Origin of the sequence: Mycobacterium sp. E796, assembly GCF_001672815.1 — a bacterium.
In the GTDB taxonomy this organism is placed as follows: Bacteria; Actinomycetota; Actinomycetes; order Mycobacteriales; family Mycobacteriaceae; genus Mycobacterium.
Window position 1 is genome coordinate 1 of record NZ_LZKK01000068.1, and the last position, 12,221, is coordinate 12,221.

Here is a 12,221-nt window from a genome sequence, read left to right on the forward strand (position 1 = left end):
GGCTGGACACCGCGACGAAGACGACCACCGGCAGCGACGAGTAGATCAGGCCGCTCACCCCGCCAACCTGGGTCAGCAGCCGCTCCGGGGCAACACGATTGGTGGTCACGCTTCCCCGATCGCCGGGGACGGTCACCGTTGAATTTCGTAGTGCGGGTTGTAGATCGCCTTGGTCCCGTTTTCGAGCTTGCCGAGCCGGCCCCGCACCCGAAGCGTGCGGCCGGAGTCGATGCCGGGGATGCGGCGCTGACCCAGCCAGACCAGCGCGACCGTGTCGGTGCCGTCGAACAATTCCGCGCGGACCCCGCCGGAACAACCCTTGCCGTTCGTTTCCACGCTGCGCAGGGTGCCGATCATGGTGACCTCCTGGCCACGCTCACAATCGATCGCACGCTGCGCGCCGGCGCTGTCGACTTCGTCCGACAGCTCTTCGGAATCGCGTTGCTCCGGGTCCTCCGTCAATCGACGGGTGAGCCGGCGCAGATACCCTTGGGCCCCCATGGCCCCTCCTGACACTGGTGATAAAGCTTCGGCGCTTTCTCTATGCCAACGGACACCGTAGACCTCTTGGTTCCCCGGTGCCAACAGAACGAAACGTGATGTTGGACGCTGTCTGAGGGCCGGGCAATATCGAAGGGTGACTGTCGATCTGCGCGGTGTCGCGACGGTGCTGTTGCCCGGAACCGGCTCCGACGACGACTACGTCCACCGGGCGTTTTCTGGCCCGTTGCGCGATGTCGGCGCCACGTTGGTCGCCCCGTCGCCGCGTCCGGATCGGTTGGTCGACGGGTACCTGTCGGCGTTGGACGACGCGGCGCGCGACGGCCCGATCGGCGTCGGCGGGGTCTCGATAGGCGCGGCCGTGGCGGCCGCGTGGGCGCTGGCCCATCCCGAGCGCACGGTCGCCGTCCTGGCCGCGCTGCCCGCGTGGGCCGGCGCCCCGCACGAAGCGCCGGCCGCATTGGCGGCGCGACACTCGGCGGCGCAGCTGCGCGCCGACGGTTTGGCGGCCACGACGACGCAGATGCGGGCATCCAGCCCGCCGTGGCTGGCCGACGAGCTGACCCGGTCCTGGCGCGCCCAATGGCCGCAATTGCCCGACGCCATGGACGAGGCGGCGGCCTACGTCGCGCCCAGTTGCGCCGACCTGGCCCGGCTGGCCGCGCCGCTGGCGGTGGCCGCGGCGGTCGACGACCCCATCCACCCGCTGCAGGTGGCCGTCGACTGGGTCGCCGCCGCGCCGCGGGCGGCGCTGCGGACCGTGACGCTGGATCAGATGGGCACCGACACCGCCGCGCTGGGTGCCGCCTGCCTGGCCGCGCTGGCCGAGCTGTAGTCCAAGGGTGGCGACCCGCTTCGCCCGGCTATGCCGCGCTTGCGATCGCCACGTAGTCCAGGGGGCTAGCCGCCGGTCGTCGTGCGCAGCTGCTGCATCGCCGATCCCTCGGCGCTGCGGCGGGCCGCCGGCTCGTCGGGCGGCTGCTCCTGGGCCTGCTGCTGCTGGGCGGCCGCGGCCGCCCGCAATTGTTCGGCCATCGGCTCGGGCAGCTGCACGGGCAACGGCGTGCGCACCGGCAGCGGTGTGTCGCCGCGGCGAACCACGGTGTCCGCCAACGCCGTTCGCGCCTCGCGCTCCAGCGCCTCCATGGTCTCGTGCGACCCGTTGACGACGCAGCGGATCATCCAGCGGTACCCGTCGACCCCGATGAAGCGCACCACGCCCTGGGCGGTGCCGACCACCTCCCGGCCCCACGGGCCGTCCTTGATGCTGACCTTCGCCGAGTCCTTGCGCAGCGACTCGGCGAGCTCACCGGCCACCTCACGCCACAGGCCGCCCGTCTTGGGGGCCGCGTAGGCGGCGATCGTGAAACGGCCGTTGGCCGTGACCACCCACACCGCGCTGGGCACGCCGGTCTCGGTCAGCTCGACCTGCAACTGACCGGCTTCCGGCATGGGGATGAGCACCGAACCCAGGTCGAGGCGGGCCAGCTCGGCGACCGCCGGGTCGTCGAAGTCGTCGATGTCGAACGGGCCCTCGAGCTCGTCCTCGAACTCGTCGTCGACCGGATCCGCGGCGGCTTCCGTCTCGAGGCCGTCGTCGCTGTCGTCTTTGCCTGATCTACCAAGTGCCATCACAAACTCGCATGTCCGCCGGAGGAACCGTGACCACCATCGCCACGGGATGTTTCGGCCAGCCCGGCCTCGTCGAACGACGACACCTCGACCAGCTCGACCAATTCGACCCGCTGCACCAGCAATTGGGCGATCCGGTCACCGCGGTGCACCACGATCGGCTCCGCCGGGTCGAGGTTGATCAGCGAGACCTTGATCTCGCCGCGATAGCCGGCGTCGATGGTGCCCGGGCTGTTGACGATCGAAAGCCCCACCCGCGCAGCCAATCCCGAGCGGGGATGCACCAACCCCACCATCCCGAACGGAATGGCGACCGCAACGCCCGTTCGCACCAGAGCCCGCTGCCCCGGATCTAGCTTGACGTCTTCCGCGCTGTACAGGTCGACCCCGGCGTCGCCGTGGTGGGCGCGACTGGGCAGCGGAAGCTCGGGGTCGAGGCGCACAACTTTCATTTCAAAGCCAGACTGGTCGACACGGGGCCACAGACTACCCTTGACCGCGTGTCTGATACCCGCGTCGCGCCGCACAATGTGCGATATCGCGAACGCCTTTGGGTGCCATGGTGGTGGTGGCCATTGGCTTTCGGGCTGGCCGCGCTGATCGCTTTCGAAGTCAACCTCGGTGTTCGTTCCCTGCCCCACTGGCTGCCGTACGCAACGCTGTTCGTGGTGGCCGCCGGGACGCTGCTGTGGCTGGGTCGGGTCGAGATCCGCGTCACCGCGGACCCGGCCGCCCCGGGCGGGGTCGAATTGTGGGCCGGCGACGCGCACCTGCCGGTCAACGTGATCGCCCGCTCCGCCGAGATAGCCCCCACCGCGAAGTCCGCAGCGCTCGGCCGGCAGCTCGACCCGGCGGCCTACGTCCTGCACCGGGCATGGGTCGGCCCGATGGTTCTGGTCGTCCTCGATGACCCAGACGATCCCACGCCGTACTGGCTGGTGAGCTGCCGCCACCCGGAGCGGGTGCTGTCGGCATTACGCAGCTGACCGTTCAGGCTGCGCAGTCGGTACAGATCATCACGCCGTTCTTCTCGCTGGCGAGACGGCTGCGGTGTTGAACCAGAAAGCAGCTCGAGCAGGTGAACTCGTCAGCCTGCTTCGGAATGACGCGAACGGACAGCTCCTCGCCGGACAGGTCGGCGCCAGGTAGTTCGAAATTCTCGGCGGATTCGGATTCGTCCACGTCGACCACGGCCGAGGCCGCCTCGTTCCGCCGTGCTTTGAGCTCCTCCAGCGAGTCTTCCGAGACGTCGTCCGTCTCGGTGCGCCTCGGAGCGTCATAGTCGGTAGGCATATCTTTCCCGCCCTATCCCCTCAACAGGCCTCGTTAACCTCAAGCAACGCTTTGTACCAGCGTCGAACGCATCCACCAAATGATTCGTGCCCGTATCCCCCACCATTAAGGTGTGATTTACGTCACATCCCCGGGTCGACCCTTGTCTTGAGCCTCAAACGGTGCAGTTAGAGTTCCCCTGTGGTCGCGCAAATCACCGAGGGTACCGCTTTTGACAAGCATGGACGCCCCTTTCGGCGCCGCAACCCCCGACCCGCCATCGTCGTCGTGGCGCTGCTGGTGGTGGCGACCGCCGTGGTGTGGACGGTGGCGCTGACGCGGCCGGCGAAGGTGCACGAGGCGGTGGTGTGCAACCCGCCGCCGCAGCCGCCCGGCTCGGCGGCGCCGCAACTCGGTGAGCAGGTGTCCCGCAGCGCCATGGCCGACGTCAACCCGGCCAAGCTCGCCGACACCAAGGTGCGCGTCCTCAACGCCAGCGGCCGCGGCGGGCAGGCCGGCGACGTCGCCGGCGCGATGAAGGACCTCGGCTTCGCCCAGCCGACCGCCGCCAACGATCCCCTCTACGCGGGCACCCGGCTGAACTGCGTGGGCCAGATCCGCTTCGGCACGGCCGGGCAGGCGACCGCGGCCGCCGTGTGGCTCGTCGCGCCGTGCACCGAGCTGTTCAACGACAACCGCGCCGACGACTCCGTCGACCTGGCGCTCGGCACGGAGTTCAGCGCGCTGGCCCACAATGACAACATCGACGCGGTGCTGGCCAGCCTGCGACCCGGTGCCACCGAACCGTCGGATCCCGCACTGCTGCAAAAGATTCACGCCAGCAGCTGCTGACCCGTCATTCCGGCAGCGGCGCCAGGCCGTCGAAACGCTGCAGGGCGGCCAGCAGCTCGTCGGCAATTCCGGGGGCGGCGGCTACCACCAACCCTGCACCGCCCACCGGGCCGTTCGGCTCGGGCACCAGGACGCGGGCGCCCGCCTCGGCCGCGATCAGCGCGCCGGCCGCGCGGTCCCACACCTGCAGCCCGTGCTCGTAGAAGGCGTCCAACCGGCCCGCCGCGACCATGCAGAGGTCCAGCGCCGCGGAACCGATGCGGCGCACGTCGCGCACCGCCGGCAGGATGTGCGCCAATAGCGCCGCCTGACTCGCCCGGCGCCGGCGTGAATAACCAAACCCGGTGCCCAGCAACGCCATCGACAAATCGTCGACGGCAGCGCAGCGCAGCGGCCGCGTTCCGCGATCGTCGGTGACGTGGGCGCCGAGGCCGCTCGCCGCCGAGTAGACGCGCCCGGCGACGACGTCGGCGACCGCCCCCGCCACCGACACGCCGTCGATCTGGGCGCCCACCGACACCGCGTAGGCCGGGATGCCGTAGACGAAATTCACTGTGCCGTCGATGGGATCGAGCACCCAGGTGACCGCGCCGGACTGCGCGTCCGCGGGCCCGCCGCCCTCCTCCCCGAGAATCGGGTCGCCGGGCCGCAGTTCGGCCAACCGGTCCCGCAACAGCCGCTCCGTCTCGGTGTCGACGACGGTCACCGGGTCGGTCGGGGTCGTCTTCGACCGCACGGCACCACTGGCCGCGACCGACGCCGTGGGGCCGAACACCTCGGCGCGCCGGCGCCGCACGAACTCGGCGGCCTCGGCGGCCAACTTTTCGGCCACCGAACGCAGTTGCGCGGGCTCGTTGTCAGGTCGCGTCACCGGTCCATCGCATCACAGACGCCAGGGCTGCGCAGACCCCCCAGCCGGGGTACCGGTCGAGCTAAGGTGATCGGACAGGCCAAGTCTCGCCGAGGAGTTTCGATGACCAGCACCGACTCGATCACGGGCGCGCCACCCGACGCGGCCGCCGGCAAGCCGCAGCGCCGGGGGTTCGGCGTCGACGTCGGCGGCAGCGGCATCAAGGGCGGCATCGTCGACATGGACACGGGGCTGCTGATCGGCGAACGCATCAAGGTGCTGACCCCGCAACCGGCGACGCCGCAGGCCGTCGCCAAGGCCATCGCCGAGGTCGTCAACGGGTTCGGCTGGACCGGGCCGCTGGGGGTGACCTATCCGGGCGTCGTCACGCACGGCGTCGTGCAGACGGCGGCCAACGTCGACAAGGCGTGGATCGGAACCAACGCGCGGGACGTGATCAGCGCCGAGCTCAACGGCCAGGACGTCACGATCCTCAACGACGCCGACGCGGCCGGGCTCGCCGAGGAGCGTTACGGCGCGGGCCGCGAACAATCGGGTCTGGTCGTGCTGCTCACGTTCGGCACCGGGATCGGGTCCGCGGTCATTCACAACGGGACCCTGATTCCCAACACCGAATTCGGCCACCTCGAGGTCGGCGGCAAGGAGGCCGAGCAGCGCGCGGCGTCGTCGGTGAAAGAACGCAACGGCTGGAGCTACGAAAAGTGGACCCAGCAGGTCACACGGGTGCTGGTGGCCATCGAAAATGCGATCTGGCCCGACTTGTTCATCGCCGGCGGCGGCATCAGCCGCAAGGCCGACAAATGGCTGCCGCTCCTGGAAAACCGCACCCCGGTGGTGGCCGCCGCCCTGCAAAACACCGCCGGCATCGTCGGCGCGGCGATGGCCGCCACCTCGGACGTGACGCACTGAATTTTGCCCGGTAGGCCGGTAGGAGCGCGTGCTGTCGTTACAATGGTCCTCGGCGACCGCCCGACTGAAAGCGTGCGAGCACTCACGCTGATCTCCAACGCCGACATTCGACATAGCAGACACTTTCGGTTAGCCATGCCCAAACCCACCGAAAGTGCGTCCGACCGAAGGGGTGTAAGTGGCAGCGACCAAGGCAAGCCCGGCGACCGATGAGCCGGTGAAACGCACCGCCACGAAGTCTCCATCGTCCCCCGCCAAGCGCCCGCCGGCGAAGGCCGCCAATGGCGCCGCCGCCCCGGCGAAGCGGGCCGCCAAGGCCGCGCCGCGGCCCGCCAAGTCCGCCGGTGGGCCCGAGGCCGCAGCGCCCGACGAGGCCCCGAAGAAAGCCCGCTCCGCGGCCAAGGGCGCCAAGGCGCCATCCGCCCGCGGCACGAAGGCGGCGGCCAAAGGCGCGACGGGCGGCGACGCCGACCTCGAGCTCGACGCCGACGCCCAGGTCGAGGTGGAGGATCTCGACGGCGAGCCGGACCTCGAGGTCGAGCCCGGCGAGGACCTGGACATCGACGCCGACGACCTCAACCTCGACGACCTCGAAGTCGACGTGGCCGCCGAGGGCGAGGAGGCCGACCTCGAGGCGGACGACGCCGAGGACGGCGAGGAGGTTGCGGCCGCGCCCGCCGCGAAGGCCAAGACCGCCGCCGTCGAGGAAGAGGAGATCGCGGAGCCATCCGAAAAGGACAAGGCTTCCGGCGATTTCGTCTGGGACGAAGACGAATCCGAGGCGCTGCGCCAGGCCCGCAAGGACGCCGAGCTCACCGCGTCCGCGGACTCGGTTCGCGCGTACCTCAAGCAGATCGGCAAGGTGGCGCTGCTCAATGCGGAGGAAGAGGTCGAGCTCGCCAAGCGCATCGAGGCCGGCCTGTACGCCACGCAGCTGATGGCCGAGCACGCCGAGCGCGGCGACAAACTGCCCGCCGCCCAGCGCCGCGACATGATGTGGATCTGCCGCGACGGCGACCGCGCGAAAAACCATCTGCTGGAAGCGAACCTGCGCCTCGTGGTGTCGCTGGCCAAGCGCTACACCGGCCGCGGGATGGCGTTCCTCGACCTCATCCAGGAAGGCAACCTGGGTCTCATCCGCGCGGTCGAAAAGTTCGACTACACAAAGGGATACAAGTTCTCCACCTACGCCACGTGGTGGATCCGCCAGGCCATCACCCGGGCGATGGCCGACCAGGCGCGCACCATCCGCATCCCGGTCCACATGGTCGAGGTGATCAACAAGCTGGGTCGCATCCAGCGCGAGCTGCTTCAGGACCTGGGCCGCGAGCCCACGCCCGAAGAGCTCGCCAAGGAGATGGACATCACGCCCGAGAAAGTGCTCGAGATCCAGCAATACGCGCGCGAGCCGATCTCGCTGGACCAGACCATCGGCGACGAGGGCGACAGCCAGCTCGGCGACTTCATCGAGGACAGCGAGGCCGTGGTGGCCGTCGACGCGGTGTCTTTCACGCTGCTGCAGGACCAGTTGCAGTCGGTGCTGGAGACGCTGTCCGAGCGCGAAGCCGGCGTAGTACGGCTGCGCTTCGGGCTCACCGACGGCCAGCCGCGCACCCTGGACGAGATCGGGCAGGTTTATGGCGTGACCCGCGAGCGCATCCGCCAGATCGAGTCCAAGACGATGTCAAAGTTGCGCCACCCCAGCCGTTCTCAGGTTCTGCGCGACTACCTCGACTAGTTCACGGCACCACGGGTCACCGGCGGCCCGGGGGCCGCGCGATGCCGGGACAGCAGGCGCGCCGCTTGACCCGGCGCACCGAGCTGCAGCATCGCCGCCAACGCCGTTTCGAGAATGACTTCTTGCTGCACGCGGCTGCCGCCGATGGACGGGAGCCCGGGCAGCGATTCGATGAGGTAGTCGAGCGCGGCGCGCGGCTCGCCCTCGGTCAACGCGATGAGGCCTTCGCCGATGAGGCGCAACGTCGATGCCTGCGCGTCGGTGGCGCCGGGAACATCGATCGCGCGGATCGCGGCCGGGTCGTTCGCGGCGGCCAGTACCAACAGCGCGTGAAACGCGATGAACGGCGTCTGGGGCGTGTACGCGAGCGAGCTGGCCTCGGCGAGCACCGCCATCGGGTCGGGCGGGGTGACCCAGTCGGGATGTAGGCGCGCGCGCCAGGCCAGCGAACCGGCGTCGACGAGGCAGCGAACGTCCTTCGAGTGCGGCGGCGCGAGGGACGCGGCGTACCGGCGCGCCGCGGCGGCCGCGTCGCCCATCGCGAGCTCGTGCAGCGCGGCGTGCCACTGAAAGTGCGGGACGTAGCGCTGGGTGCGGCCCTCGCCCGCGATCCACTCCGTCAGCCACTTCAGCCCGGCGCCGTGCGCATCGGTCTCGTAGTGCACGTGCGACAGCGCGTGCGCGGCATTGCCGTTGCCCGGATCGAGTTCGAGCGCGGCGTCGGCCAGGTCGGCCGCGTCGTACCAGAGGCCCTGCTCCGTGCGGCCGTAGGCGCGCAAGCCGAGATACCACGGCGCCTCGCCGTGCACGCCGGTGAACCGCTCGACGTACTGCCACGCGTCCGGCAACGCGTCACCGGCCCCCGCGAACGCGATCGACGGCGCCAGCACCAGCAACGCGACCGCGTCGTCCGGCACTCGCTCGAGGTGGTCGATGAGCGCGTCGGTGCCCGCCGCGTTTCCCTTCTCGCACCACGTCGCGATCGCTTCGACGTGGCTGCGGTCTTCGTCGCTCCCGCGGGCAAGCGCCGCGCGCGCCCGCGCGAGGTGGCCGGTGACGGCGTCGGGGCCGCCGGCGCGGTCGGGCCGTTCCGTCGCGATCATGGCGAGCGCGACGTGCGCACGCGCGTGGTGCGGATCGTCGGCGACCGCTTCGGCGAAGGCGACCGACGCGCCGTCCTGAACCGCGAGCAGGCGACGCATTCCCTCGGCGTACGCCGCGGACGCACCCGTGGATCGCGGCCCGGTCGGGACGAGACGGGGCACCCGCACCGGGCGTTCGTGTGTGTCGGTGGCGAGCAGCTCGGCGATGGCGGCTGCCTGCGCGCGGATTTCCGGGATCGCGGTGGTCTCCCACTCCTCGCCCTGGCGGATCGAGCCCAGACACACGACGCCGGGGACCGTCCCGCCGGTCGCGTCGACGAGATAGCCGTCCGTGTCGAGCCGCACCCCCACGCCGCACGGGTGCAGCGACGCGACGCCCGTGTCGAGCAGGTTCGCCCAGAGCGGGGAGCGTTGCAGGGACCGCCGATCCCACGCGGCGCCGGTGGCGACGACGACGGCGTCCCCGCGCCGGCGCATGGATCGCCAGCTCGTCGTGACCACCAGCTCGACGCCGTCGCCGCGCAGCGACACGTCGGCGACCTCACCCGCCTCGATGCTCAGCTGGCCGCCGTTGATCGCGTGATAGACCGCGTCGGCGATCGTGGGCGGCATGCGGTGCCGAAGCACCTCCCATTGCCGCAGGTCTTCGCGCAGAAACCGGCGTTGGTCTTCCCACCCCATCGACCGCCACAGCCGGGCGGTGCGCGGACGGAGCGCGTCGATGACTTGTCGCCAGTCCCAACCGTTTTCGCGCGCGTACGCGAAGTCCGCGGTGAGCGCGGTGCGCAATGCGTCGAGCGAGAGGTCGTCGGCGAGGGCGTCGACGTTGGGCAATTCGGCCGGTGCGCCGGTGGCGCGGAACCGGCGCGGCAGCGTGCCGTGCCGCGAAAGCAGGGTGACCGCGGCACCGCGCGCCATGAGATGCAGCGCGACGTCGACGCCGGTGAGTCCCGAACCGATCACCAGGACGCTGCCGGGCCGGCGCGCGGCCAGGGCGGCAAGCGCTCCCGGCGCCCAGGGGTCCACCACGACCTTGCCGTCGGTGGCCGAGTCCGCGTTCAAGGCCAACACCGGAGCGAAGGCACGCTCCAGCGATTCGGGCATGCCGCCCGCGGGCCGCCCGGTCGCGAGCACGACGGCGTCCGCCGACAGCGAACGTCCGTCGCCGAGGGTCAGGCACGCCGGCGCGCCCGGCACCAACCCGACGACCTCCGCGCGCTCGATCCGCACGTCGGCGGCGGCGAGTTGTTCCCGCAGGTAGCGGCCATATGCGAGGCGCGGCGCGAAGCTCTCGACCGGGGCGACGGCCCGCTCGTCGAGCCACCGGCAAAAGTGATCGGGGTCGTCGGGCCACGCGGACATGCGCTCGGCGGGAACGTTCAACAGGTGGGTCGGGTCGTCGGTTCCGTAGGCCGCGCCTGTGCCGGGACGACCGGACGCATCGATCAGCGTGATCTGCGCCTCCGGTTGGCGCCGGCGCAGATGGACCGCGGCGAGGAGGCCCGCGGCACCGCCGCCCACGATCGCGACGCGCATCATGGCGGAATGCTATATCGGCCGTCGCCGGCTAATTCCGGTTCGGCGGATCGAGTTGCTCCAGTGCTCCGCTGGGGTCGTAGTACAGCTCCTGGCGGGCGATCCGGCCGTCGCGGTAGCGGTAGACCACCACGTACGTCGAGCGCAGGCGTTGGCCGCCCTGGTCCCAGTCGAATTCGACGCGCACGAACGCCGTGTCGGCGCCGGGCGTGATGGCGTAATCCACTGCCTCGTAGCGGATGTCCGCGCAGCCGCGGATGGTCAGCGCGATGAACTCGAGCGTGCGCTCGACGCCCTCGATGGGGGACGGCCAGTCGAAGAGGCGCACGGTCGGGCTCACATACACCACGTCGGGCTGATAGAGGTCCCGCACAATCGACACATCGCCGGCCGCGAACGCCCGCGCGAAACGCGCCTCCTGCGCGGCGAGCGCGCCGGCCGAGATGCCGGGGGTCATCGCGCCGCCTCGACGAGCACGAAAACTCCTTGGGCCATGCGGATTCCGCGGTCCGGCGTGACGATGTTGACCCGCGTCACGGTGAACGGGGCTGCTTTACCCACACAGCACTCCTACCACCGGCGGCCGCGCGGGTAAAGCCTTTGGTGGCCAAGCCAATCGCGCGTACCGTGACCGCATGTCAACCAACCGCACAATGGTGTCGTCCGGCTCCGACTTCGAGTCGGCGGTGGGCTATTCGCGGGCGGTGCGCGTCGGCCCGCACGTGGCGGTGGCCGGGACGACCGGCGCCGGCCCTGCCGGTGATATCGCCGCCCAGGCCCGAGACGCGTTGTGCCGCATTGCGATTGCGCTCGAGCAGGCGGGTGCCGAGCTCACCGACGTGGTGCGCACCCGCATCTACGTGACCGACATTTCGCGCTGGCGTGAGGTCGCCGCGGTGCACGCCGAGTTCTTCGGCGAGATCCGTCCGGTCGCGACCATGGTCGAGGTGTCCGCACTGATCGCCCCCGAACTCCTGGTGGAGATCGAGGCCGACGCCTACGTCGGCTCCTGAGGCGCGGCCGGCTGGAAGGTGCCGTCCGCGGCAGGCGGATAGTCGGTGACCCCGATCACCGCCCGCACCGGCAACGGCCCGTACAGATGCGGGAACCGCATCGACTCCGGGTCCGTTGCAACTCCGGGCTCCCAGCGCACCGGCGAGTCCAGCAGCGCCGGGTCGATGTGCAGCAGGACCAGGTCGTCGCGGCCGCGGTAGAGCCGGTTGGCGGGCAGATGCACCTGCTGGGGCGTCGACAGGTGGATGAACCGGGACCCGTCGGCCCCGGGCGAGATCCCGCCCCGATCGCGGGCGCGGGACCACTCCTCGCGCCCGCACAGGTGCACCAGAACGGTCACAGTCGGCCAGCTTAAAACTCGTGAGAAACGACACACCCGATAACGATCGGGGAACAAGGCGAAAACGCCACACGTCTGAGACAGTGAATGAACGAGAACGGAGAAGCCATGTACGCAACTCTGACCAGTCCCGAGCTCACCAGAGCGGACCGCTGCGATCGCTGCGGTGCCGCTGCTCGCGTCCGCGCCAAGCTGCCTTCCGGACTTGAGCTTCTCTTCTGCCAGCACCACGCGAACCAGCACCAGTCGAAGCTGACCGAGCAGGACGCCGTGCTGGAGGTCAGCGAAAGCTAGTCCCGCCGAACTCACCCCTGGCCAATGTGGGCTGCGTGGGCGGTCATCGGTAATGCTGGACGGGTATGAGCGTCCAAGCCGCGCGGCCGTCCCGCCACCACGTCCGGCGAATCAGTCTCAGGACCCTGGCCAAGAGCTGGGACGACTCGGAGAAAATGG

At 70.2% G+C, this 12,221-nt stretch carries 15 protein-coding genes and 1 pseudogene; 7 read left to right on the top strand and 9 right to left on the bottom strand.

Features of this window, described 5'->3' with window-relative positions:
• Positions 1-109: pseudogene (locus A5706_RS32900) on the bottom strand (DUF3159 domain-containing protein); the annotation flags it as partial.
• A 23-nt stretch (positions 110-132) separates the two neighbouring features.
• Positions 133-501 carry an OB-fold nucleic acid binding domain-containing protein gene (locus tag A5706_RS06320; protein WP_066935066.1) on the bottom strand — a complete coding sequence of 123 codons (369 nt, stop codon included), beginning with the start codon at positions 499-501 and terminating at the stop codon, positions 133-135.
• Positions 502-637: 136 nt separating this feature from the next.
• Here A5706_RS06320 and A5706_RS06325 point away from each other — a divergent pair, with 136 nt between their 5' ends.
• Complete coding sequence (locus A5706_RS06325; RefSeq protein WP_068128306.1) at positions 638-1,336, top strand: hypothetical protein; 699 nt, start codon at positions 638-640, stop codon at positions 1,334-1,336.
• Positions 1,337-1,401: 65 nt separating this feature from the next.
• Here the strand turns inward: A5706_RS06325 and A5706_RS06330 are convergent, their stop codons facing one another.
• Positions 1,402-2,133 (bottom strand): DUF3710 domain-containing protein, encoded by a 732-nt coding sequence (locus tag A5706_RS06330; protein WP_231985062.1) that lies wholly within the window; start codon positions 2,131-2,133, stop codon positions 1,402-1,404.
• The gene (dut, locus tag A5706_RS06335; RefSeq protein WP_068107290.1) at positions 2,133-2,585 is read right to left on the bottom strand and encodes a dUTP diphosphatase; all 453 of its coding nucleotides are present in this window, start codon (positions 2,583-2,585) and stop codon (positions 2,133-2,135) included. Before dut ends, A5706_RS06330 begins: the two co-directional genes overlap by 1 nt.
• Before the next feature lie 48 nt (positions 2,586-2,633).
• Here dut and A5706_RS06340 point away from each other — a divergent pair, with 48 nt between their 5' ends.
• Positions 2,634-3,119 (top strand): DUF3093 domain-containing protein, encoded by a 486-nt coding sequence (locus A5706_RS06340; RefSeq protein ID WP_068128311.1) that lies wholly within the window; start codon positions 2,634-2,636, stop codon positions 3,117-3,119.
• A gap of 4 nt (positions 3,120-3,123) precedes the next feature.
• Here the strand turns inward: A5706_RS06340 and A5706_RS06345 are convergent, their stop codons facing one another.
• Complete coding sequence (locus tag A5706_RS06345) at positions 3,124-3,426, bottom strand: DUF4193 domain-containing protein (protein ID WP_036468275.1); 303 nt, start codon at positions 3,424-3,426, stop codon at positions 3,124-3,126.
• Between the two features lie 180 nt (positions 3,427-3,606).
• Here A5706_RS06345 and cei point away from each other — a divergent pair, with 180 nt between their 5' ends.
• Positions 3,607-4,257 carry an envelope integrity protein Cei gene (gene cei / locus A5706_RS06350; protein WP_068128313.1) on the top strand — a complete coding sequence of 217 codons (651 nt, stop codon included), beginning with the start codon at positions 3,607-3,609 and terminating at the stop codon, positions 4,255-4,257.
• A 4-nt stretch (positions 4,258-4,261) separates the two neighbouring features.
• On the opposite strand, the gene A5706_RS06355 is transcribed toward cei, so the two are convergent.
• Entirely contained in the window at positions 4,262-5,128 is an 867-nt protein-coding gene (locus A5706_RS06355) for an inositol monophosphatase family protein (protein WP_068128315.1), read from the bottom strand.
• 102 nt (positions 5,129-5,230) lie between these two features.
• On the opposite strand from A5706_RS06355, the gene ppgK reads away from it, so the two are divergent.
• Together ppgK and A5706_RS06365 are read left to right on the top strand one after the other, a co-directional pair.
• The gene (ppgK, locus tag A5706_RS06360) at positions 5,231-6,037 is read left to right on the top strand and encodes a polyphosphate--glucose phosphotransferase (RefSeq protein ID WP_068128317.1); all 807 of its coding nucleotides are present in this window, start codon (positions 5,231-5,233) and stop codon (positions 6,035-6,037) included.
• Between the two features lie 178 nt (positions 6,038-6,215).
• Positions 6,216-7,775, top strand: coding sequence for an RNA polymerase sigma factor (locus A5706_RS06365; protein ID WP_068128319.1), 1,560 nt, complete (start codon positions 6,216-6,218; stop codon positions 7,773-7,775).
• Here the strand turns inward: A5706_RS06365 and A5706_RS06370 are convergent.
• Both A5706_RS06370 and A5706_RS06375 read right to left on the bottom strand, forming a co-directional pair.
• Positions 7,772-10,417 (bottom strand): FAD/NAD(P)-binding protein, encoded by a 2,646-nt coding sequence (locus A5706_RS06370; RefSeq protein WP_068128321.1) that lies wholly within the window; start codon positions 10,415-10,417, stop codon positions 7,772-7,774. The genes A5706_RS06365 and A5706_RS06370 overlap by 4 nt on opposite strands.
• 28 nt (positions 10,418-10,445) lie before the next feature.
• Positions 10,446-10,871, bottom strand: coding sequence for a nuclear transport factor 2 family protein (locus A5706_RS06375; protein ID WP_068128323.1), 426 nt, complete (start codon positions 10,869-10,871; stop codon positions 10,446-10,448).
• 178 nt (positions 10,872-11,049) lie between these two features.
• On the opposite strand from A5706_RS06375, the gene A5706_RS06380 reads away from it, so the two are divergent.
• Complete coding sequence (locus A5706_RS06380) at positions 11,050-11,427, top strand: RidA family protein (RefSeq protein ID WP_068128326.1); 378 nt, start codon at positions 11,050-11,052, stop codon at positions 11,425-11,427.
• Here A5706_RS06380 and A5706_RS06385 read toward each other — a convergent pair.
• Entirely contained in the window at positions 11,412-11,768 is a 357-nt protein-coding gene (locus A5706_RS06385; RefSeq protein WP_156766978.1) for a DUF952 domain-containing protein, read from the bottom strand. The two genes, A5706_RS06380 and A5706_RS06385, sit on opposite strands and share 16 nt — an antisense overlap.
• A gap of 108 nt (positions 11,769-11,876) precedes the next feature.
• Here A5706_RS06385 and A5706_RS06390 point away from each other — a divergent pair, with 108 nt between their 5' ends.
• Positions 11,877-12,062, top strand: a complete 186-nt coding sequence (locus tag A5706_RS06390) for a hypothetical protein (protein WP_067156959.1) — start codon at positions 11,877-11,879, stop codon at positions 12,060-12,062.
• The last annotated feature ends 159 nt before the right edge of the window (positions 12,063-12,221 follow it).